At 35.8% G+C, this 23521-nt stretch carries 16 protein-coding genes; 6 read left to right on the top strand and 10 right to left on the bottom strand.

What is annotated here, in order from left to right; translation table 11 throughout:
- Nucleotides 1–129: 129 nt before the first annotated feature.
- From BUB25_RS15895 to BUB25_RS15870, 7 genes are all read right to left on the bottom strand, one after another.
- Nucleotides 130–2280: a peptidase domain-containing ABC transporter gene (locus tag BUB25_RS15895; RefSeq protein WP_072946085.1), complete on the bottom strand. Its 2151-nt coding sequence runs from the start codon at nucleotides 2278–2280 to the stop codon at nucleotides 130–132.
- A 48-nt stretch (nucleotides 2281–2328) separates the two neighbouring features.
- Complete coding sequence (locus tag BUB25_RS15890) at nucleotides 2329–2769, bottom strand: TlpA family protein disulfide reductase (RefSeq protein WP_170066917.1); 441 nt, start codon at nucleotides 2767–2769, stop codon at nucleotides 2329–2331.
- Nucleotides 2770–2856: 87 nt separating this feature from the next.
- On the bottom strand, nucleotides 2857–3489 hold the full coding sequence (locus tag BUB25_RS15885) for a hypothetical protein (protein WP_072946081.1): 633 nt from the start codon (nucleotides 3487–3489) through the stop codon (nucleotides 2857–2859).
- A 57-nt stretch (nucleotides 3490–3546) separates the two neighbouring features.
- Complete coding sequence (locus BUB25_RS16680; protein ID WP_170066916.1) at nucleotides 3547–3717, bottom strand: hypothetical protein; 171 nt, start codon at nucleotides 3715–3717, stop codon at nucleotides 3547–3549.
- Nucleotides 3718–3895: 178 nt separating this feature from the next.
- On the bottom strand, nucleotides 3896–4075 hold the full coding sequence (locus BUB25_RS15880; protein ID WP_072946079.1) for a hypothetical protein: 180 nt from the start codon (nucleotides 4073–4075) through the stop codon (nucleotides 3896–3898).
- Between the two features lie 155 nt (nucleotides 4076–4230).
- Nucleotides 4231–4902: a response regulator gene (locus BUB25_RS15875; protein ID WP_072946078.1), complete on the bottom strand. Its 672-nt coding sequence runs from the start codon at nucleotides 4900–4902 to the stop codon at nucleotides 4231–4233.
- A 376-nt stretch (nucleotides 4903–5278) separates the two neighbouring features.
- The gene (locus BUB25_RS15870) at nucleotides 5279–5689 is read right to left on the bottom strand and encodes a carboxypeptidase-like regulatory domain-containing protein (protein WP_072946076.1); all 411 of its coding nucleotides are present in this window, start codon (nucleotides 5687–5689) and stop codon (nucleotides 5279–5281) included.
- A 1651-nt stretch (nucleotides 5690–7340) separates the two neighbouring features.
- On the opposite strand from BUB25_RS15870, the gene BUB25_RS15865 reads away from it, so the two are divergent.
- The 5 genes from BUB25_RS15865 (at nucleotide 7341) to BUB25_RS15840 (ending at nucleotide 13538) form a co-directional block, all read left to right on the top strand.
- Complete coding sequence (locus BUB25_RS15865) at nucleotides 7341–7622, top strand: hypothetical protein (protein ID WP_072946074.1); 282 nt, start codon at nucleotides 7341–7343, stop codon at nucleotides 7620–7622.
- A gap of 283 nt (nucleotides 7623–7905) precedes the next feature.
- Nucleotides 7906–9465 (top strand): VPA1262 family N-terminal domain-containing protein, encoded by a 1560-nt coding sequence (locus BUB25_RS15860; protein WP_072946073.1) that lies wholly within the window; start codon nucleotides 7906–7908, stop codon nucleotides 9463–9465.
- Complete coding sequence (locus tag BUB25_RS15855; RefSeq protein ID WP_072946071.1) at nucleotides 9447–10943, top strand: V-type ATP synthase subunit I domain-containing protein; 1497 nt, start codon at nucleotides 9447–9449, stop codon at nucleotides 10941–10943. Before BUB25_RS15860 ends, BUB25_RS15855 begins: the two co-directional genes overlap by 19 nt.
- A 184-nt stretch (nucleotides 10944–11127) precedes the next feature.
- Nucleotides 11128–11988: a hypothetical protein gene (locus BUB25_RS15850; protein ID WP_072946069.1), complete on the top strand. Its 861-nt coding sequence runs from the start codon at nucleotides 11128–11130 to the stop codon at nucleotides 11986–11988.
- Nucleotides 11989–12524: 536 nt separating this feature from the next.
- Nucleotides 12525–13538: a PDDEXK nuclease domain-containing protein gene (locus tag BUB25_RS15840; RefSeq protein ID WP_072946066.1), complete on the top strand. Its 1014-nt coding sequence runs from the start codon at nucleotides 12525–12527 to the stop codon at nucleotides 13536–13538.
- A 650-nt stretch (nucleotides 13539–14188) separates the two neighbouring features.
- Here the strand turns inward: BUB25_RS15840 and BUB25_RS15835 are convergent.
- The 3 genes from BUB25_RS15835 to BUB25_RS15825 form a co-directional block, all read right to left on the bottom strand.
- Entirely contained in the window at nucleotides 14189–14368 is a 180-nt protein-coding gene (locus BUB25_RS15835) for a hypothetical protein (protein WP_317047077.1), read from the bottom strand.
- A gap of 79 nt (nucleotides 14369–14447) precedes the next feature.
- Nucleotides 14448–14843 carry a DUF5675 family protein gene (locus BUB25_RS15830; RefSeq protein WP_072946064.1) on the bottom strand — a complete coding sequence of 132 codons (396 nt, stop codon included), beginning with the start codon at nucleotides 14841–14843 and terminating at the stop codon, nucleotides 14448–14450.
- Complete coding sequence (locus BUB25_RS15825; protein WP_072946062.1) at nucleotides 14844–15599, bottom strand: hypothetical protein; 756 nt, start codon at nucleotides 15597–15599, stop codon at nucleotides 14844–14846. It abuts the gene before it with no gap.
- Between the two features lie 2175 nt (nucleotides 15600–17774).
- Here BUB25_RS15825 and BUB25_RS15815 point away from each other — a divergent pair.
- A partial coding sequence (locus BUB25_RS15815; protein ID WP_139256925.1) for an Ig-like domain-containing protein occupies nucleotides 17775–23521 on the top strand: 5747 nt, incomplete at its 3' end.

Here is a 23521-nt window from a genome sequence, read left to right as displayed (position 1 = left end):
AAAGAAGTTGCTTATGAAAAATGGTTTAATATTGATTGCATTTTTCTTTTTGAGTTCGATCATGTCAGGAGTATAAATGTGTCAATTGCCAAGTTCTGAGCAAAAAACAACAATTTTCGAAACGTTTTTTTACTCTTGCCAATAGTCGCTATAAAAATTTGCTGTTTCAATTAATTCTTCATGGCTTCCAGTACTCGAAACCGTTCCGTTCTCAAGTACATAAATGGTATCCGCTATTTTTTTCAAAGTGTTCAGTCGATGTGATATAAAGAAAATGGCGCAATTGGGTTTTATTTTTGCTAATAAATTCATTGAGAAATTCTCAGTATTTCTATCCATTGCTGAAGTAGCTTCATCAAGAATTAAAAACTGCGGTTTTTTATACAATACTCTAGCTAATGCTATAATTTGCTTTTGTCCTCCCGACAAATTAATACCTTCCTCTCCTACAATAGTAGCCAGTCCTTGTGGTAATTGATTAAAATAAGTATCAAAACCATATTCTGTAAGGAAACAAATTATATTTTCTGGAGAGTCAGTTGCTCCCAGTAAAATATTATCGATAACATTTCCGTTAAAAATGCTGATTTCTTGCGGTGCTACTCCTATCAGGTTTCGATAGCTTTGTAAGTTAATATCGGATAAATGGTATTGGTTGTTGATGATAATATTTCCTTTCTCAAAATTATAAAAACGTTGCAGGATTTGACCGATCGTACTTTTGCCGCTACCACTTTCTCCTACAATTGCCGTTAGTTTCCCTTTTTCGATAGCTATGTTCACATCCGAAAACAATTCGCTTCTTCCTGCAAAACGAAAAGAAAGATTGTTAAGGGAAATCGTCTGAATTTCATGGATTGAAACCCCTTCTTCTTTTTCCTTCTCAATAGAAGCAAATTCAAACATTCTATTAAATGCAATTTTTGCTTCATTTATGGGAATTGAAATTAATGCTAGATTCCCAATTGATGGTAATAGAGAACTTACAATTCCTAATATTGCCATTAATTCTCCTAATTTAATTTCTTTGTTAAAGACCTGAATTGAAGTGTAAATTAAAATACCTGTCAAAAAGAAAACACTTGCTATTCCTGATTGCCACGATAAGCGAATGTTTATTTTACCCAAATGAAACATTTTATTTTGAAAGTTCCCAAATACCAATTCATTAGTTTTGTTAAAAACGGCTTGTTTGTTGTCGTTTTTTATAGTTGAAATGCCTTGAATCGTGTTGATGTAATTACTCTCATTAAAGGCATAACTTTGCATCACTTCCTTTTGAGATTCAATGATGGCTTTATTACTTCTATAAATAATGTAAAAGTAAACGGGCATGGTCAATAATGAAATTAAACCTATTTTCCAGGAATAGCCAAACAAGAAAATCAAGGAGATTAGTGAAACTAAAACATCAATAACTAAACTGCTTGCTAACATTTTAATCACTCTTTGTACTCTTTGGGTATCATTTAATCGAGCTACTAATTCCCCTATTTTACGAGTGTCAAAAAAAGGTTTTGGAAGATGTAACAAAGAGGAGAAAAACTGATTATTGATGCGATTGTTGAAATCTTTTGATTGTTGTAACAAAAAAAATTCTCTCAGTACTGAAATTCCAACTCGTGCCAAAAGTAATATAGCCAATAATACAATTCCGGAAATTAGTTTGTTGATATTATGTGAGGGCAAAATGTCATCAATTAGTTTTTGAGAAAACAATGACATTGCCATTCCTAAGCCTGCCACAAACACACCGAGCAGAACGCTGATCCAAAGCAGTTTGTAATCGGGTTCCAACAGATCTAAAAACCACTTTTTTTGAGCGTTTTTAACTTCGGTTTCTTTTGTAAAATTTTCATTAGGCTCTAATGTTAAACAGCTTTTTGAAACCCAAATTTTATCCAATGTAGCAGTCGATAAAAAATAAACTCCTTTGCCAGGATCGCCAATCAAGAATCCTTTTTGTTCATCATACTGATAGCACACTACATAATGTTGTAGTTGCTCTTCTATCAAGACGTGAAGAATTAACGGTTGTTTGTGATCAATAAGTGCTTGTATATCTGCCTCGCAGCCTTCAGAATTAAACCCCAATTGGTTAGCTACTTGATACAAACCAAGTAATGTTGTACCTTGTTTAGTAGTTCCGCTTAATTCTCGTAACTTTTCTATAGACTGTAGGCCGCCATATAGTTTTATTACAGATAATAAACAGGCAACGCCACAATCAGACTGATCCAGTTGCAGCGTATGGGTTTTTTCAATATGTTTTTGGTCCATGTTTTTTTTTAGATTCAGCAATCACTTTTTTTAGTTCCCTCTTTGGGGTTAGGGAGTTAGTTTTTTTAGTAGTGTTTCTGCCTTAGTTTGGCCTTTTATCTTCTCAATAAGCTGTTGGTTTTTATCGTATAAAACCAAGCAAGGCAAAGATTTTACGTCAAAGTTAGTAGCGAAAGTAACTTTAGTGTCAGATACAAAATTAATGTTGTCATGGTTTAATAGCTTGTGTTTTTGGGCGAAAAATTTTATTTTTTCGGTTTGTTCAAACGAGATAAAAATTACTTGAATAGCATTGAATTTTTCTTTGTTTTCTTCTATCATTTGAGCCTCCTCATTACAAAACTCACATTCGCTGTTGAAGTAAACAAAAAGAGTAGGGCTGTTTGTCTTTAAATTTTTATTGCTAAATGTACCACCGCTCAAATTTTGATAACTAAAAGTAGGAATGGTTTTAATATGTTCAGTAACTTCTTTTTTGTGATTGATCATGGAGGTTATTTTATATATCATAAAAGAAAGAAAACCAATAAATAAAACAAGAAGTATAATTTTCGAATATTTTTTCATGATATTTTACTACGAATAATTTAAGGTAAAAAACATAATCATAGTAACCCAAAGCAACAAAGCACTGCCGTAACTGGAAGCTACAATTTTTAACCCTCGATCCATATTGGTTTCGGTAATTTTGCCAATAAAATAAGCAAGTACCAACCAATAAGCTAATTCAAACAAATTAAGTATCTGAAAAGGATAAATTAACCAGGGTTCTAATCCTTTATGACCAACGATGTTTAAAGCTGATAATGGATAAAAGGACTGAATGTCTTCGAGAGTATAATTAGTTTGAAAAAAGTAAAATCTGATAATTTTAAATAGTGGCACCAGTAGAAAAACAGACTCTGCTGTAATCACATAATACCATAGTTGCTTAAAAGTAATCGGAATTTTACTAAAAAAGAAAATACCTATATAGATTACAGATGAGATCAAGGTAGTTTTGATTAATAGCATTACTGGTACAAAAATATAAGATAACCATTGCCATTTATCTTGAAATTCAAAATATTGTTCTATTTGTCTAGATGTAAGTTGCTCTGATAGTGAAGAATAAATTAATTCTTTTATATGTAGAAGTTCGCTTAAAATCGTATTTATTAGTATAGATAAAAGGCATAATACTAGGAATTTAAAAAAAGAGTTTTTCATTTGTATATTGAGATATTAAAAATCTTAATTGTTAAGATTAAGATTTTTAATTTAATATTAATGAGAATTACTTAGGCATTGTGAAAGCGACGTGCCATTACTACCCCAAAAATAATCAATACCTGCTGTTATTGGATTGGTATAAATGAAAACTGCTGCAATGGCATGATACACACAGTTAAGACCACCATTAATATTAAGCATTTCTATTTTGTCAATTTTTTTCATTTTCATTTTTTTTTAAGAATTTAATAATTTCATTTCCGGTTATTAGAAAAATATATATTAAAATGAAAAATTCCCATTCTTGGTTTAAAAGAAGGTATTTTCTATTTAAAATTATAAACAACACCCCTAGAAAGATTGATAATAAAACAAATTTCATATTACTTTTCATTTAATTTAATTAGAAGCAGTCACTATTAGCTGCTGTTAAGACTGCTGCACCTGCAAAAGCCCATGAAGAGCCAAAACTAAAAAAACCGCCTATTGTGCCGAGAGCAATGGCAGCACCTAATACTGCACAATTTCTTTGGCTAATTCCCCCTTCCAGATTTTCCATCTGATTTAATTCTAGATTTTTCATAAAATAATAATTTAATTGGTTAATAATAGTTTATTAACAAGTCCTGATAATTACATGCACATAATATTAGAACTGTTTTGTTTTTCAAAATTATTGTTTTTATTTTAATAATTTTACGGTTATTGTGTTAAAAAAGTACGGTTTTTCTTTAATTATTAAAGTAAGCCCATTTTTTTTGCTTGTACAACTATTTCTTTATCGGAGCCTTTATCTTTGAGTAGTTTATTTTTAATGGCAGCTTTCCTTTTCTCTATGGCGCTAAGTGAAAGGTCAATGTGTTGCGTCATGTCTTTGGTTTTTATGTTTTTAGAAATCAATTCTAAAATTTGACAATCAATTGCATCAAAATTTAATTTTTTAACCAAAGCATTATTTTGAGCTTTGCTAATGGTTGGGCTGTAAAAACTATTACCTATGATAACAGACTGGTAAGCTTTTATAAACGAGCTTGCATTAACATCATTTTTTAGAATAAATCCTTCCGGTTTTATTTTTTGAATGGCTTTGTTCACTAATACAGGCTCATGATGCATAGTTAGCAGTATTATTTTGCAAGTGGGAAAGTGATTCCTGATGAGTATACCAAGATCAATTCCAGAATGCAATTGCTTTGCTTCATAAGGAGGTAAACTAATGTCTAAAAAAGCGACTTCAAATGGTTTGCATAAATTATGGGCATTCAAAATTTTCTCGTAAGCTTCATGACAAGAGTAGGCTGTTGTGAAATTAATTAAAGCAGAACCATGTTCATGGTTAGAAATGATATTTTTGTATCCATCAATAGTTATAGGATGGTCGTCAACTAATAGCAGGTTAATTTGGGACATTAAATTGTAATATTAAACTTAATAAAATACTAAATTAAGCTAATGTTTTTCACTTGCAAATTTTTTGAAGGAATTAACTGTAAAATGTTGAAAAATCTTTCTACTTCCGTAAAACAGAAGAAAATATTTAGCGGAACGAGTGAAGGAATTATTAGCCCCAGGCTGGCGCAAGCGTCTCGCTTGTGCCCACAAACAAAATCAATTAAGAAAGAGCCATAGAGTTTTAATAAAAATTTATTTATAAAGGACGGGTCAAAGGCATGGATAAAGCATGATAGTATATGGATAGTGTATGGATAATGCATACTAAGTTGAGCTCGATACGATTGAAAGAGCATTCAAAGTAGGTATTGTGACAGCCTCTTCGAGCCCCATCCTAGAAGCCTTCTCGAAAACAAAAAACCGCATTGATGCGAACTTCCTGCAAGGAGGTGATGTCTTCCTGTAGCTGGATGTGGATGTTTTTGCGGTAGTTTATCGGGATTATGGCTGTTTTGTAACCGATATAGCTCACGACTAAGGTATCATTGGCTTTGGCTAGGAGGCTGTATTTGCCATCAAAGTCGGATAGGACGGCGTAATTGATTCGGTTTTTTATGGCGATGGTGACGCCGGGTAAAGGTGTTTTGCCATCGGTTATGATACCGCTTATTTGGTTTTGCTGTCGGTCAGACAGCTGTGGCCTCAGTAGCTTATTGGCTCGGGCTGGGCTGCTGCTTAGGATAATCCCGATAAGGATTATGTAGCATAAAGCCGAAGCTGTGTTGTAAAATGAAGAATTTTTCATAATATTGGTTTAGTTTAATGGAACATTAGTTTTGTTTGCGATGGTTCTCTATACTAGTTTGCAGACGGGTTAGAGAACCTTTTTTTTATTTTTACTTTTTTTCTTGATAAAAAAAGTAACAAAAAAATCAAGCCTGAAAATTCAAAACTTAAAAACTACCTCAAAACTCCATTCCGCAGCCCGAGCCGTTCGCCTTTCAGGCTCAACTCGCGGACTGCTGCCACTTCGTTTTTTCGTTGTTTTTTGACGTTTTTAATTTAAGGGCGGTTTTAGCGAAAGCATAATCTTTATTTAGTCATAGACTTTATAAGTTATCTGTTATAGGTTTTCTGTTTTCTGAGTACTGCAATCTGACGACTGTGGTCTGCGTTCTTATTCTTCAACCAGAAATCCATAGGCATATCAATGTTATAAATGCTAGTATTAATAAAGCTTGTATTAGTCTGTAATATTTCATGTTATTTAGTAGGTTTTCGGTTATTAGTTATGGGCTGTCTGTCCAGATAGTTATCACGATGGTTAATGGTTGTTCGTCCATCGTATTTCGTCCATCGTCTATCTTAATTCTATACTCTATATTCTCACTTCTCATAGTCATCCTGAGCTGAGCCAGTCCTGAGCTTTTGCCGAAGGATCGAAGGGTCGAATAACACAACTCACGACTCACATCTCACAACTCACGACTCACTATAAAAAAACATCCTGCACCATTAATAAATTCAAATTAAATTAATGAGATCAATTGCTCAAAGGATCGTGCGGTGCAGGTGTCTTTTAGTTAGCTGTTATCGGTTATCAGTTATCAGTTATCAGTTATCGGTTGTCGGTTGTCGGTTGATCTCCGTCACTTCGAGTGATTTTATAAAATAGCGACAGCATTTTTATAAAATTGTATCGAGAAGTTGGCATAGGAATTCCTGACCGGTTCAGAAAAGTGCATTTTCCTAACTGGGATTTTGTGGTTTAGTGACAGTAACCACGGTTAAAGCGTGGCGTTGGTTTTTTTAGGGGGGCTTTGTTATTTTATTCATGGGCTTTTATAGTTAATGGTTAATAGTGAGTAGTTAATCATTTAAAGTTGGCATAGGTATTGCTGACCAGTTTAGAAAAGGCGATTTTCCTGACTGGGATTGTTGTGGTTTAGTGATATAAACCACAGTTAACGCAAGGCGTTGGCTGTTTTTAGGTGTGTAATTGCATTTTAGTCATAGATTTGAAATTAAAAGGAGGACAGCCAATGGCTGTCAGGTATTTTTCGACGAAGCGACCTCGTCAAGTCATAGCAATATTAAAATCAAAACTTTGCGAGACTATGAAAATGATGAAGTGTTGCTAAGAATTCAAGCGGAGTATTGAGCCAATAGTATAAAAAAATGGCATGGAACTCAGCTTAAACGCTTTCAAGGTACTGGTATACCGTTGCACGAATAAGTGAGCCCACGCCATGGGACGTGAGCATCATACTTATCATCTCGTGCATTTTTAAAAATTACCAGTTTTTGAAAACGAGATTCAAAGCGAATGCTTCAAATATTTTATATGAAGAAACGCAAAATTAATACTATTTAAAGTAATTAGGGTATAAAGATACAAAACATAATGACATATTAGTCATTGTTAGGTTTTTTTTTTCTGATTCTCTTTGATTTATATGAAGCAATATAAAAACGAAAGGTTATTAAAAGCAATTGCGCTGGTCTCTAAAGAGTATCGAGCACTTAAGGACGTTAATCAACAGGACGTTAATAACGATATTAAGGAAAATAAAAAGGTAGCTTTTCACATCGGTAGAATCGAAACAGCAAAGAATAATGTTTCGATTAGTACACTATATTTACTTTGTGAGTACTTTGAAATTTCGCTCTCGGAGTTTATGAGTCGTGTTGAAGAAATAGATATAAGTTTGAAATCAAAACGTGAAGAAGATGCCTAGGCATCTTTTTTTATGGCCTATAATCAGGTATTACAAGTGGTTAAACTGCTGATATATATATATTCCTCTAAGGACGAAAAGTCTTAACAAATAAAAAGTTCACTCGACGATTTGTAATAAATTATTTATATATTTGAAAGAATATAAAACGCAATCAAATAGCGTGTATACTCCTTTTTCTGGGTGGCTATGCGCTACTTTTTAGCGCATATATACAAGTTATAGCCAATGGTGCAGCGAACGTACATCACAGATAAAAAACAGATAATCAAAGAAACACTGAATGGACTTTACAACATTAACTACGACAGGGAATATTGCTTTTTACAATAGTTGTGAAGTAACCGAAATTTTCTTATGCAGAAAAAGCGATAAAGCAATATTTAACTTCTTTACTATTGCTGTTCTTGAAGAGAAACCATACAATGGTTTCAACCAAACTTTTTTAGGAAAAAGAATATCAATAAATGATGATTTTAGTATAGGTATTCAACGATATTGGCTTACAACAACAGAAGCAAAAACTAAATTTGACACACTTAAATCCAAAAATAAATGGAGTGCGGACGGAGCTAATTTTTCACAGTTCCCACAACTTAAATACTTACCCAAACAATATGTGCCCTCTATTGATGGGAACAGAATTAACCAAATTTTAAAAAATAATTACCATAATGGGTCTTATACTATTGAGTTTTTTGATGAAATTAAATCCAACTTTAACTTTCTATTAAAATTAGAAGCTTTAAATAAACTAAACGACATATGTGCAAAAATCAAAAATTTAGTTCCAATAGATCTTTCCGTTGTTCGTGATAGAATTGGAAACTTCGTATTTCAATTTCCAATAACCTTAATGGATTCAAATTCTAAAGCACTTCCGACTTGGGATGGTGTTGATATGAGTTTTTCTTGGCATAATTCTGTTTCTTTAATTCCTGACTGTCTAATACAAGTTGAGTCAACCTTTGACAAAAATTATATGGGAGCAGTAATTGAAGATTATAATAAGTCTAATAATCAAAAAATAATCATAGGAAATCTTGACCAAATAAACCATATAAAAATATGGCGTAAAGAACCCACCCTAATTTTATCATCACATAGTGGTTCTTATATTCGAGAATTTGATTTCAACATAAATATTGTAAGTCACGAACCAAGACTTTTTGAACTTAATGGTGCAATGCAACAAATTCAAGTTGCTAATAGTGAAAGAAGAGCCAAAAAGAAAAAAGACAATAATTACACTACATACATTAACAACTATCTTTATGATGCGGAAAAAAAACAATTAGAGAAATCTCTATCCTTTAAACAGTATAAAAAAGGTGCGTCAGGAGGAATAGAAGATTTACAAAAACTTATTCAGCAAAAAGATGAAAATGGTGTTTACATATGGGATCCGTTTTTGAGTTCAACCGACATTCTTAAAACATTATTTTACTCTAAAACAGCTGGCGTTCCTTTAAAAGCAATTGGCTCTATCAATGATACTGTAAAAATGGTTTATCAAAAAAAAGGAATGTCTGTAGCAGATATTATTACAGAACACAAAACTATATTGGACAATCCCAATCACAACAACCACTTTCTAAATCTTGAATTTCGTATTCAACATACAAATTTTGGTTGGGCTTTTCACGACAGGTTTCTCATTTTTCCAAGTGGAGAAATGAAAAGACCGCAAGTTTATTCACTTGGCACATCAATTAACTCTTACGGAGATAATCATCATATTTTACAAGAGGTTTCCCACCCACAACCTGTTGTTGATGCATTTAATGAATTGTGGGATGAATTAAATAACCCCAATTGCAAAGTATGGAAATTCCCGATTTGATTTTAACTCAAGCCTTAATCAAAAGCAAATCTTCTTCTATTCACTTAGAATTGGATTGTGTTTTAAAAAAACTTGAAAGCAAAACACTTGATGACTTTCTTAATGGTGGAAAAAAGGAAGAAATGTGGATAATAGATAATGAAATTCGCAATATCGTAACCACGAATGTGTACTTCAATCAGAAATCTGAAAGTGATAAAGTTGACGTAATTGCTCAAATTATTTTTACTGTTACAGAATATCTTCGAAAAGGTGTTTCGAGCGGTGACGTTAGAGCTATCCTAATCTATTTGGGAGTAAATTGCTATTTACAAATAGAAATTGAAAAACTACTTTCTAAAGACGAATTAGAAGATATTTATACAAAGTCACTATCCGAAAAAATCATAGAAATAATAAAAAGCATTAGAATGGAAACTAAACCATTACCTGATGCACCATTTCACGAAAAAGAGATGATGAATGAATCATTAGTGGGTTTTGCTCAAAGTAATATTGCTAAAACATATAAGCTTATTGAAGGTATTGAACGCAGTGGAGGAGGATTTCATTTCAACTTTTTATTAGAACAATTAGTCTCATTTTTGTATCGTGTAAATTTCCCTCGTTTTATAAATGCTTTGTCTTATTTGCAAAATCCAACCGATTTTGTCTTTTACTTTCAAAGTTTTAAAAAAGAAGAACTATTAAAAATAGCCAACGAATCTTCTCTTTCAAACAAATGGCTAAACTTTGAAATTATTCGTCAGATTGTAGAAAAAGAAGACAAGGAAAACATCAATGAAGCAGAAGTCGATGTATTAAAAAACGTTCTTGATAGAATAGAAATTATTGACTTTGACTTCTTAAAGCAGACAGCAAAATATTTTCAAAGAAGTAAATTATTTAACGCTTCATTAGGTACTTTTTTAGTGTCAGTCAATAACACGCAAATAGAAGAAGTTGTGTTTGATTTTATTATTGATAAATATTTATCAAATATAAAAACAAGAGATGTATTAAGAGAGTATTTTGTGAAATCTGCATCTGATAAACAATTTGATTTAATCCATATTTTAATTTTCAATAAATGGAAAAACTATTTTGACAACATTCTAGCAACAGAAAATTTCTATCAAAATAGTCTTTTGCTTACTGACTTTGCAAATTTCATTTCAAATTATCATACGCACTTGACGAAAGACAACGATTTGCTTACTGCAATGGAAAGTTTAATAGAAAAAATTTCGTTTATTGACTCTGAATGGACATCTTCTAATTCAGAACAAATAACTAAGTTTCATTTATATCATTCAGAACTATTTTTGTTAACATTTGCTTACAGAAATAAAAGGTTAAACAACACTCAAATGCTGCCAAAATACGAGAGACTTATTTGTGCTAATATTCAACTTTCACGATACGTTTCAGTCGAAACTAAAAACTACTTTGAACAAGGAAAACGAAATATTAACTGGACAAAAGAATACGAAGTATAAACTAAACGACAAGAAAACCACTGGCTATAACCGCCGTTTGGCAATATGGCGGGTTTAGGCTTAATGGGAAATTGGTTTTGTATTTGAAAATTTTGGCATAACCGAAAGATTACGCATTTTTAATCCCAAACCCGCTGTAGTGCCAGAACATTATGGGCAATTATAACAAAACTAATTCTAAAAAATGACACCAGAATATCGAATAGAAGTCGAAAATCATATTAAAGAATATTTCCAGTCATATGATGATATAAAGGAAATCGTAAACATTAAATGCGAAGAAACTTTTACTGATTTAGGTGTAGTTATAAATGTTTGGAATGTAAAAACTGAAAACGAAGCATATTGGGTAGTTGAAGGAGAAGATACACCAATGAATTTATACACTCAAAATGGTCATTACTTTTCTGCTGATGAAGCATACTCTTTTCATATGGGATTGATGCAAAGATTGGAAAAGAGACGTCAAGATGAATTTAAACATATTATAGAGGAAATTCCTTTAGACATAGAACATCTGAAATCAATTAACAGAAAATTAAATATGGCTTCCGAAAAGTTGTCAATACATTTAGAACCAGAAGAGTTTCAAGCAATCGGACTATTATGTAGGGAAAGTTTAATTGATTTATCCAAAGAACTTTGCAATAGAAATCCTGAGCTCGTAAGTGAAAAAGGACTGAAAAAATCAGACTTCAAAGGTGTAGCAAATGCTTTCATTGATTACTACATTCCAGGAAGTGAAAACTCCGAGTTACGAAATTATTCAAGAAAAATGGTTGATAGTGCTTGGAGTTATAATTCTACGATAGTTCATTCACAAAACAAAAAATATCCTGATGCAAAAATTGCCTTATTATTTACTTGTACAACTATAAGTTTACTTGAAAATCTATTTTTCAAACATTTAGGCTTTGATCAAGAATTGGCTTGTTCAGAATGTGGAAGTTTGCAAGTAGAATTCATTGAATACGAAGAAGACAAAATAAAACAGGTCTGTAAAAAGTGTGATAATGAAGATTTTATAACTTTTGCAGAAAAATAACTGCCCATAATAAGCAAGACTTCATGCGGTCTGCAAGACCCAGCAAGGAGTCGCTGTTGAACGAAACCCGTCGTTATCAGCTTTGGGGAGCTTAATGGGCGTTTCAACTTATAGGATTGCTTTCGTATTTTACTTCTTATAAATCAAACTCTGAATTGTAATTCGGAGTTTTTTTATGGGCTTATTTGTTTTTTTGGGTCATTTTTTCTGTTTTTAAAGGAAGAAGTTATTCTTTTTATGTGTTTTAAGTCACCTTAGGGCATAGGTATCCCCATTCCGATATCGAAATTTTTTAAAATACAGTGCTTAAATCTTTTTTGTTAATCTTTTTTAGTTGGTTTGGAGGCGGTTTATTGGGTGGTATTTTCTCGATGGTTTTCATGGTCTCGGTTTGACAATGCGAACACATTTTTGGATTAAAATGCAATTTTTCTTTTGCCAATTCCTGCCATGATTTTTTCTTCCTCCCGTTTACTTTCAGTTGCTTTTTACTATGTTTGTAGATTATACCAATAATTAATTGCCGCTTTTTCAAGATGCTTCAAAACCAATCCTTAATCCCTGATATAAAGGCAATTATTGCTACTGCTAAAGACAAAGCAATTAGAGCCGTTGACAATGAACGAACTTTAATGTATTGGAATATTGGTAAACGTATTTTTGAAGAAGAACAGCAAGGTAAAGACAGAGCAGATTACGGAACCTACCTAATTAAATTTCTTGCTGAACAATTACAACCTGAATATGGCAGTGGTTTTTCGTATCGTCAATTAAATCAATATCGCCAGTTTTACCGCAGCTTTCCAATTGTGTCCGCACTGCGGACACAATTGAGTTGGACACAATACAAATCCCTTTTAGCGATTGACAATCAAGATAAAAGAGAGTTTTATATTGCCGAAAGCGTGAAAAACAATTGGACTTCAAGACAACTCGAACGCCAAATAAACAGCAGTTTATACGAGCGCCTTTTAATGAGTACTGATAAAGAAAGTGTATTGGCAGTAGCCAAAAACGAAAAAGTACCTTCAGACGCCAGAGAGATTATAAAAGATCCAATGTATTTAGAATTTCTAGGTCTGAAGCGTGAAGCGGCCTACTATGAAAAAGATTTGGAGCAAGCCATTATAACCCATCTGCAAGACTTTTTATTAGAATTAGGGAATGGCTTTTCATTTGTGGCAAGACAAAAACGAATCCATATTGAAGGCGATGAATTTTTTGTAGACTTGGTTTTTTACAACCGTCTACTGCAATCTTTTGTAATCATCGAAATAAAAACGCACAAACTCACACATCAGGATATCGGACAATTACAGATGTATGTGAACTATTATGACAGAGTAGAAAAACTATCATATGAAAATCCAACTATCGGCATTTTGCTTTGTGCTAGCAAAAACGGCGGAGTAGTGAAATTCACCTTGCCGGAAAACGAAAAAAATATAGTGGCTAGTCAATACGAATTATACCTGCCAACAGAGAAGCAATTACTGGAAGAAGTAAACAAAGAGTTGGAAAACTTTCGAGAAGATAAATCAAATAATTAATCAATCGAACACCAATAACAATAAGGGATTAGTGAGATAAATACTGCCGAAGATTTTCGGCCCCGATGGCGATCGGGAGCAACTATTCAGGCTTGAAATCGAAGATTATTTCATCCGTTCGCCTTACAGGCTCGGGTCATGAATGCTAAAAAAACAATAACAAGCCTGACTGCCCAGATTGATAATCCCTGCCCACAATATTTAAAAAATATTTTGCGCTAATTTGTGTAATTTGTGGTAAAAAAAGAATTCCGCTTGTGCAAAAAATGTTTTCCATACCAAGAAACAAAATAAAAAAGATAAGTTCCGCAAACGTCTCCTTTGCGTCCCTTTCAAGTTGGTAATAAGGATAATACAGTTTTAAAAATAGATTAGAATTGGTTTGGGCACATCAAAAAAAAAGTCCAGACCGTCAGGTCTGGACTCAAAACTCACAACAGGGTCATCCTGAGCTTGCCGAAGGACACAACTCACAACAGGAAAAGTTTCATTTCTTCTCCTTTCGAACCAGTTTTTTGAGCAGGATGGAGATGGCAAAACTAACAACTGCGCCAATAATAGCCAGCACAATAGTTTTCAATAGGTCTTCCGAATGTAAATTTGCTAACACACTCAAAAAAGTGCCACTCGCAGTCCCTATGAGCGGACTGTTACTCGTTTGCATCAGGATCATAATTAGGCTCGCCAGTCAACTGACTTACAGCCGATAATACACCACCGGCAACAGCCAGATAACCACCCATGGTAACTATTGTCAACGGCAAGACTACAGGTGCAGCAATAATACTGCCGCCAACCGCCGCCAAGGCAAGCCCGATATTTCGAAGCATTTTAAAAAATTTTGGAGTGGGAGCTTTCGCTCGTTTTAGTACATTCATAATTTTATTTTTTTGCAATTCCCTTAAGGAATCAAGATTGAACAATTAATAAAATACTCTCTTTTGCATCCAGTTCAGGATAAACCACCGTTTGGAGCTTTCTAAAGGCTTGTTTCGATTGGAGTCCTAATCCAAAACCTGAATGTTGACTAACAGGAGCAATACAGCCGCGAAGTTCTTTCAAGGCATTGTTAGCCGGATGAAACAAAATCAAACTCCTGTTCGGAACATTCAAAACTTCCAAATGCCATCCAAATCGGCTACTGTAGCGCTTTTCTAAAAAGTATTCCCCCTCAGGAATACAGGAAACTTGACTAAGATTGTCTTTCCATGGCAATTCAATCGTATGACAGGTTATTTTGCCTTCATGTACAAGCTTCCCGTTAGTTCCTTCGGGGAAATACGTTCTGGTCAATACCAAAACCATTTATAGTCCGCTTACGGCAACCACAGCCAATGCGTTATAAGCACCATTTTTCAAGGGGTACATCTGTCCGTTGACCTCTTGGTAAAACTCCATGCCCAATACTAAAAATAAAGGCTTAGTACTGTTTGGAGTCACCATATTGACATGGCTAATGGCAATCGTAGGTGCCATATCCCAGGCTAAAGTAGCAGTTTCTGAGTGCGAGGCTACAAATGTTTCCGCTTCGAAATCAATTTCGGTTCCAGCCGAAATGATTTTAAAATGCGTCGTCCCGGCAGGAGCAGCAATCATATTTGCGGGCACAAAAGGAGCAATGGCAATCGCAATTTCACCACTAACACGATCAATAGTTCCGGCATAAGGGGCAAACAAACTACTACCCAATGTCCCATTAATATTAAATTCGAAACCGCTTAATAATTCAGCTTCTCCGTCAATAACGTTTCGCAAACCACGGATACTGGTGGTGTCCGCTTGGATGACCTTAACCATAGCTTGTGTCAATCGGCTGACCATTCTGCTGTCAGCAGCATTCAAAAGCAGGCTGCGTATCGAAGCTCTTAAAATTTTACCTGCCTTACCGGCTCTGCCAAATTCAGCTCCATTTTCCCTTGTACGCTGAAAAGCAGGATCATTGGCAATTCGTTTGGCATCAACGCCTCCTTTTTCACGAGCCAAATGACCGTCTTTAGTTTTGTAAAAAGTAATATCCCCGATAGTACCTCTTAATTTAATTATACCTTTTTGCTGGGCCATAATTTCTAATTGTTATAATGTTGATGTATAAAATGTTAGGTACATTTTTTCAAACCTTATAAAACCAATTTCGATGCATCTAAAAGCGGATTTATGGTACAAAGCTTTTACTATTTAAATGAAAATCAAAGCACTAGGGTTCATAAACGACCATAAAGGACTATTAAAAACCATTATGGCCTATTTTATACTATACAATTTTACATCCCAGTGCGGCAAATTCCAGTATTATTTTTCTAACAAGCTTATTTCCAACCCTAACCGATAACAGAAAACCCACACCCCACTGTCATCCTGAGCAGAGCCTGCCCTGAGCTTTTGACGAAGGGCCGAAGGACACACCCGACAAACCGACAACTCACAACCCATCCCGATTCCTATCGGGGCTCACAACTGACAACCCGACACCCCAACACAAAAGTATTTCTAACCACAAACCGTACAAATTCCCGCCAACGAATCAGTGAAAATTTGCGGAATCTGCGGTCAAATTTTTAACTTAGAAAGCATAGAGTAGTGTTTTTAATTTTCAGGCATTGAAATCGAAGATTCAAACACGGGTACAGGGAACAGGCGAAGTACACACCACTTATAATAAAAATTGAGTGAGCTAAAAAAGAAAAGTATTAAACTATAATTTTCATTTTCAACAAAATGGAATTAATGTTTTTTTGGTTGAAGGAATTTGATTTCGAAAATAAATTACAGAAAGTCGACAGCACTAAATAAAGACGGGGATCTCATCAAAGCTTTCCCCGCTACAAATCTCTCTTGACTTTTATCCCCATCCTAATGGTCATAAGGATACTACAGTTTTAGATATAGATCCGGATTATTTTTTAGGCACGAGCAAGGCGAAGGTAACAGCCTGATTTTGTGTAGTAATTTTTAGATTAAAAGTTATATTTGTATAACTAAAATAAGATTTATTTAATAATATTTATAGTTATTTTAGAACGGGTCAATGAAAGCAGAACAGAAAAGAATATGCATATACCCAAAAGACGTTCAGAGGATTACTGGTAAAAGTTATCGGTATTCAAGATTACTTCTAATTGCTATTAAAAAGGAATTGAATAAGCAAGAACATCAATTCCTAAGCATTGAAGAATTTTGTTTATACACGGGCTTAAAATTAGAACTGGTACAACCGCTGATTGTGGGTTAGTCGTTTGAGATAAATAACTCAGACCGATTTTTACACATTCTGCGAACTAGTTCAATGACTGGTCCAAAGACTGGTTCAAATAATTTTTGGAGGGCCTAATCAATTGCCTAGTTATGCGATTTAGGTGTTGTTAATATAATAAAATAAGAACTAGTTTTTAACCAAAAATGAATTAGCGGAATCATAGGTGGGATTTTTTAACTGCCAAATCAGAGGATGATGTTTTTAATTTTTAAGGAGCTTCTTTCATCTAGCGAAAAAGTAAAAATGGTATAGTGAAATGAAAACAGCAAAGAATGCAGGCAAACGACAACTCACAACAATGTCATCCTGACCTAAGCCCTGCCCTGAGCCTGCCGAAGGGACGAAGGACACACCCGACACCCGACACCCGACACCCGACACCCGACACCCGACACCCGATAACTGACAACCCACAACTCACAACTCATCCCGATTCCTGTCGGGGCTCACAACTGACAACTCACTGTCATTCTGAGCATAGTCGAAGGATACAACCCACAACCCACAACGATATAGTTTTTTCTAAAAAAAAACGACTTTTTTGTAGTAAAATAAAGAATTTATAGCTAAATTTAATGTAGTTCATCTATAGAAAAATGCCGTTGGTCGATAATTAGAAATAAAACATCTTTATTGTTTTGTGTTATTTTTAATTAGTGTATTTTCGCACACCTAAATGTCTGATTGTTAAACTTAAGGATAAAACTTATCCTTTGAAATAAATAGTATGAAACCTACTGCATTACATAGAGATCAATTGTTTCTGCAATTATCTCCTTTTTTAAATTTTTTATTTAAAACAGGGACTAAGCTTAGGATTAATTCTTTTTACTTCTTTTCTGAAGGTTTAATGCATCGTGCTTAGTTTACCAACACAATTTTTCCTGAATTTAATTGTACAAAGGACATATTTCTGCGGACTTATTTTTATTTAACAATTAAATGCTTAATAATTTATCTAAAAATTTAACATCATTGCTTATATGCTGAATTTTACTTTATCAAGAAAAAATATTTTTTTAATACTTTTTTTAATATTTGCTACTCATGCTGTTAATGCGCAGTTTTATGAGAAGCATTATATTGCTCCGGCTCCATGGCAATATTTTTCTAATGCCAATGAGATTGTAGTGTCGACTGAATCTATAGCTGCAGTTAACTTCACGATTACTAAAAGTGATGGGACTCCTGTTAGTTTAACTACCACAACGGGGGTAGCAGTTACAAGTTTAACCACAAAAGCAGGATCACCAGCGGTCTATAGGTTTGTTGGGAATCCAACTTCTTTAGCTATGCATACCTTAAGTACTGTAATAAATGCAGGAGGTATCATAGTTAGTGGTGATAAACCGATTTCAGTCAATTTAAGAAATATTGCATCGGATCAAATATCAGGGGGGGATTCATACATTAAGGGTAATGCCGCATTAAGCAGTTTTGGTAATCCGGGAGTAGGGGTTAGTTTTAGAGTTGGTTATTATAGGAATGACTCAACAGGGAATGGGACGCCAATTTATAGTGCAATGGCATTATATAATAATACGGTTTTAAGTGTAAACGGGAGTGTTGTTGCTACTTTGCAGGCTGGACAAAGTTGGCTTTTTAAAGCAACGATGGGTTCTCTGGTCACCTCTTCAAGATCTATAGTAATGAATACTGGTGCTGCAATTGATGCTCCTGTAGCCTGTGGCGATGGAACTTTTGATCAAATCCCACCTATTAGTGTCTTAGGTAAGGAGTATATTGTAGTCAAAGGGAATGGTAATGATACGGCCGAACAAACAACGGTTGTTGCAACGGTAGCTAATACATCAGTTACTGTTACTACTTATAATAGTGCGGGGAGTTTTGTTGAAGCCACGACTAAAGTATTAACAAATGCTGGTGATTTTTATACATTTATAAATGGAGTAGCCGGTAATAATAAATATTCCTCTTCTAGAATTGTAGCTACAGAAAATGTAGTGGTTTATTCAGGAACAGCCGATGGTTGTGAGGTGGATATTTCTACAGTTGCACCCGCTCAGGCTTGTTCGGGTTCCCTGGTTGTTGAGACTTCTCAATTTTTGGCTTATAACAAGAGTCCGCTGGATTATTTTGGTTATATTTTGTTAAAAAGTGCTACAGACAAAGTGTATCTAAGTGGTGTTGATATCACGGGTTATTCAGGGGTAGCGAAAAGGCAATTAGGGACGACAGGATGGTACCTAATAACTTTTACTAAAGCGAATATTAATTCCCCAGCTGTTATAAATATTTCTAGTACTTCAAGATTGACCGTTTCATTAGTGGAGCAAGGGGGAGGCTTTTCTATGTCTGGTTTTTTCTCTAAATTTGTTGATCTGCCTAGTGACCCGAATTTAACGTATGTTGCAGGTGGTTCCTGTTCTGCTCAAACTGCGGTTTTAACAGTGAGTTCCGGAATTGCTCCTTATCAATGGTATTTAAATGGAGCTCCAATAACTGGTGCAACTTCGGCATCTTATACCGCTACAACTTCTGGGGCTTATTCGGTTTCTTCGACAACGTCTTGTGGTCCGGCATTAGTGTCTAATCCAATTTCTGTTGCCTTGTGTACGGATTTATCAATTGCGAAGACGGTTGATAATGAGAGACCAATATTTGATGCCAATGTAACCTTTACTATTACTGCCAAAAATGAGGGTCCCAGTTCTGCTACTGGAGTTCTTGTTAATGATATATTGCCAAGCGGTTATACTTTTGTAAGTGCCACTCCATCATTAGGTACTTATGCTAATGGGACAGGGGTATGGTCTATAGGGAATTTAGCCAATGGCGCAACTGCTACTTTAGACGTTAAGGCGAAAGTATTGAAGACGGGTGCTTATACGAATACTGCGACTATCTCAAGCGATGAGACTGATCCTGTACCGGGAAATAATAGCGCCTCAATAACACCTACGCCAATTTCTTGTGATTCAGCACCATTAACTACTGGTGTTGCCATATGTCCGGGAGAATCTGGGAGTTTGACTGCTACCACTTCTGCTACCACTTCTGTGACTACATTATCTGGTGCCTGGACAACGAGTAGCCCTTCTGCAAATAGACCTAAAGATAATATTTCTACTAAAGGTTGTGGTTTTAGTGGTAATGGTAATAGTAGTAAATATATAGCTATAAGTTTTGAAGTAAGTATTAGCGGATCTTATATTTTCGAAATGAATAGAAATGACTCGTATAATGGTATGGGATACATCGTTTCTGGTGCATTCGTTCCAGGGGACTGTGACCGTGGAGGAACTTGGCTGGCTGGCGATGATAATAGTGGTTCTGATAATGAGCCTAAGATAACGGTTACTTTAGCAGCAGGTAGTACATATACTTTAATTTCTACAACTAAAGACAATGAAACAGGAGCTTTCAATTGGACTATTACACCACCTTCTGGCGGCGGAATAATTCCAGCTATAAATTGGTACACAACAGCTAGTGGGGGATCACCGATAGGTTCGGGTTCTTCTTTTAATCCGGTTGTGGCTCCAGGCTCAGGTTTGTCCAATACAGATACTCCAGGGACTTATATTTTTTATGCTGCTACTACAGATATACCAGATTGTAGAACGGCCACGGCATTTGTTATAAAATCAAATGCTGTTGCTCCTACAGGAATTACAGGAACCACTACGATATGTCCAGGCGATTTTACTACGCTTAGCCTTGTAGGAGGTAGTGCGGGAACAGGCGCAATAGCGGAATGGTTTTCGGGATCCTGCGGAGGTACAGCGGTGGGAACCGGTAATAGTATTAGGGTTTCTCCTGCAGTTAGCACTACGTATTATGTGCGATACAAAGGTGAGTGTAATACTACTGCCTGTGTTTCTGCTTTAGTAACGGTTAATACAACGGCTCCTCCAACGGCAAATGCACAAAGTTTTTGTAGTGTAGACAATAAAAAAATATCTGATTTAGTGGCTACAGGGACTGCAGTTAAATGGTACAATGCCGCAACGGCAGGAACACAATACACAGGAACAGAAGTTTTAGCAACCGGAACATACTATGCAAGTCAGACGACTAATGGATGTGAGAGTGCTAGAACTGCAGTTGTGGTAACGGTAAATCCAAATCCAACAGCTAATGCAGGTACTGCGTTGACAGCAATTTGTCAGGACGATATGTCGGCAGCTATGGGCGGATCAGTAGGTGGTGGAGCAACTGGTGGTACTTGGACAGGTGGTACAGGGACTTGGACAAATGCAAATGACCCGTCAACGGCAACATATACAGCAGGAGCCGGAGAATCAGGTAGTATCACTTTAACATTAACAACGACTGGTGGGTCTTGTGGTACAGTAACAGCAACCAAAACAATAACTGTAAATGTAAAACCTACCTTAACGATTACAAATCCAGCGGCAGTATGTTCACCATCAACGGTGGATCTTACAGCAGCAGCAATTACTGCTGGAAGTACATCAGGATTGACTTATACATATTTCACTGATGCTACAGCGACAACTGTTTACGCTAGCCCAGCGGCAGCAACAACAGGAACATATTACATAAAAGGAACTACAGCGGCAGGATGTTTTGATGTCAAGTCGGTAGTGGTAACAGTAAACGCTACCCCAGCGGCACCAATAGCTTCAGCACAGACCTTCTGTTCAGAAGATCTTAAGAGTGTAAATGATTTAGTACCTACAGGAACTAATATCAAATGGTACAATGTTAATACAGGAGGAGCGGCATTGGCGAAGACAACACTAATAGGGTCGGGAACATATTATGCAAGCCAAACGGTAAACGGATGTGAGAGTGCAAGAACAGCGGTAACGGTTACGGTAAATCCAGCTTCAGTTGGAGGAAGCCTTGTAGGAAACGCTACAGTTTGTAGTGGAACAAACAGTTCGACTCTCACTTTATCAGGTCATACAGGATCAGTTGTAAGATGGGAATCATCACTGGATAATTTCGCTACAGCGGGAACCCCTATTGCCAATACCACTACTAGTTTAACGGTAACAAATTTAACGGCGACTACATCTTATAGAGCGGTAGTTCAAAGTGGAAGTTGTTCATCGGTAAATTCGGCTTCCGTTTTGGTGACCGTGACCCCGGTTTCGGTTGCTGGAACGGTCTCTTCTGCCCAAACAATTTGTTCGGGAACTTCACCTGCGAATTTGACATTAGCGGGGAATATAGGAACAATACAATGGCAATCATCTACGGATAATGTTACTTTTAGTGATATTAGCGGAGCTACAGCTTCTCCTTTGACAAGTGCTCAAATGGGAACTTTGACTGCAAACCGTTATTATCGTGCAGTAGTTCAAAATGGAGTTTGTCCGGCAGTAAATTCTACTTCCGTTTTGGTGACGGTAACTCCGGTTTCGGTTGCTGGAACGGTCTCTTCTGCCCAAACAATTTGTTCGGGAACTTCTCCTGCGAATTTGACATTAGCGGGGAATACAGGAACAATACAATGGCAATCATCTACGGATAATGTCACTTTTAGTGATATTATTGGAGCTACAGCTTCTCCATTGACAGGTGCTCAAATGGGAGTTTTGACTGCAAACCGTTATTATCGTGCAGTAGTTCAAAATGGAGTTTGTACGGCAGTAAATTCTGCTTCCGTTTTGGTGACCGTGACCCCGGTTTCGGTTGCTGGAACGGTCTCTTCTGCTCAAACGATTTGTTCTGGAACTTCTCCTGCGAATTTGACATTATCAGGGAATACAGGAACAATACAATGGCAATCATCTACGGATAATGTCACTTTTAGTGATATTAGCGGAGCTACAGCTTCTCCTTTGACAAGTGCTCAAATGGGAACTTTGACTGTAAACCGTTATTATCGTGCAGTGGTACAAAATGGAGTTTGTCCGGCAGTAAATTCTGCTTCCGTTTTGGTGACGGTAACTCCAGTTTCGGTTGCTGGAACGGTTTCTTCTGCTCAAACGATTTGTTCAGGAACTTCTCCTGCGAATTTGACATTATCAGGAAATACAGGAACAATACAATGGCAATCATCTACGGATAATGTTACTTTTAGTGATATTATTGGAGCTACAGCTTCTCCATTGACAGGTGTTCAAATGGGAACTTTGACTGCAAACCGTTATTATCGTGCAGTAGTTCAAAATGGAGTTTGTCCGGCAGTAAATTCTGCTTCGGTTTTAGTAGCAGTTGGCGACACTACAGCTCCGGTTGCAGATGCGGCATCGTTGGCAACAGTTACGGGACAATGTTCAGTGGCTTCAATCACAGCACCAACGGCTACGGATAATTGTTCTGGATCAATCACAGGAACCACTTCAACGGCATTCCCAATCACAGCTCAGGGAAATACGACTGTTACTTGGACCTTCACTGATGCAGCAGGGAACAAATCGACACAAACTCAAAACGTAGTTGTAAAAGATGTAACGGCTCCAGTGACACCTACTTTGGCGGATGTAACAGGTGAGTGTACGGCTACTGCAACAGCTCCGACAACTACAGACAATTGCTCAGGAACAATCACAGGAACGACTACTGATGCTTTGACAAGAAGTACTCAAGGGACTTCTGTTATTACTTGGACTTTTGATGACGGTAACGGAAACAAAACAACAGCAACTCAAAACATAGTTGTAAAAGATGTAACGGCTCCAGTGACACCTACTTTGGCGGATGTAACAGGTGAGTGTACGGCTACTGCAACAGCTCCGACAACTACAGACAATTGCTCAGGAACAATCACAGGAACGACTACTGATGCTTT

The sequence above is a fragment of the Flavobacterium granuli genome (assembly GCF_900129705.1).
Taxonomy (GTDB): Bacteria; Bacteroidota; Bacteroidia; order Flavobacteriales; family Flavobacteriaceae; genus Flavobacterium; species Flavobacterium granuli.
This window is presented reverse-complemented; position numbering and strand designations above follow the sequence as displayed.

Coding starts and splice junctions, on each gene's coding strand:
- BUB25_RS15895 (WP_072946085.1), bottom strand. CDS start 2,280: ATGGACCAAAAACATATTGAAAAAACCCATACGCTGCAACTGGATCAG.
- BUB25_RS15850 (WP_072946069.1), top strand. CDS start 11,128: ATGACACCAGAATATCGAATAGAAGTCGAAAATCATATTAAAGAATAT.
- BUB25_RS15870 (WP_072946076.1), bottom strand. CDS start 5,689: ATGAAAAATTCTTCATTTTACAACACAGCTTCGGCTTTATGCTACATA.
- BUB25_RS15865 (WP_072946074.1), top strand. CDS start 7,341: ATGAAGCAATATAAAAACGAAAGGTTATTAAAAGCAATTGCGCTGGTC.
- BUB25_RS15880 (WP_072946079.1), bottom strand. CDS start 4,075: ATGAAAAATCTAGAATTAAATCAGATGGAAAATCTGGAAGGGGGAATT.
- BUB25_RS15840 (WP_072946066.1), top strand. CDS start 12,525: ATGCTTCAAAACCAATCCTTAATCCCTGATATAAAGGCAATTATTGCT.
- BUB25_RS15885 (WP_072946081.1), bottom strand. CDS start 3,489: ATGAAAAACTCTTTTTTTAAATTCCTAGTATTATGCCTTTTATCTATA.
- BUB25_RS15875 (WP_072946078.1), bottom strand. CDS start 4,902: ATGTCCCAAATTAACCTGCTATTAGTTGACGACCATCCTATAACTATT.
- BUB25_RS15830 (WP_072946064.1), bottom strand. CDS start 14,843: ATGGTTTTGGTATTGACCAGAACGTATTTCCCCGAAGGAACTAACGGG.
- BUB25_RS16680 (WP_170066916.1), bottom strand. CDS start 3,717: ATGAAAAAAATTGACAAAATAGAAATGCTTAATATTAATGGTGGTCTT.
- BUB25_RS15890 (WP_170066917.1), bottom strand. CDS start 2,769: ATGATCAATCACAAAAAAGAAGTTACTGAACATATTAAAACCATTCCT.
- BUB25_RS15860 (WP_072946073.1), top strand. CDS start 7,906: ATGGACTTTACAACATTAACTACGACAGGGAATATTGCTTTTTACAAT.
- BUB25_RS15835 (WP_317047077.1), bottom strand. CDS start 14,368: ATGCTTCGAAATATCGGGCTTGCCTTGGCGGCGGTTGGCGGCAGTATT.
- BUB25_RS15825 (WP_072946062.1), bottom strand. CDS start 15,599: ATGGCCCAGCAAAAAGGTATAATTAAATTAAGAGGTACTATCGGGGAT.
- BUB25_RS15855 (WP_072946071.1), top strand. CDS start 9,447: ATGGAAATTCCCGATTTGATTTTAACTCAAGCCTTAATCAAAAGCAAA.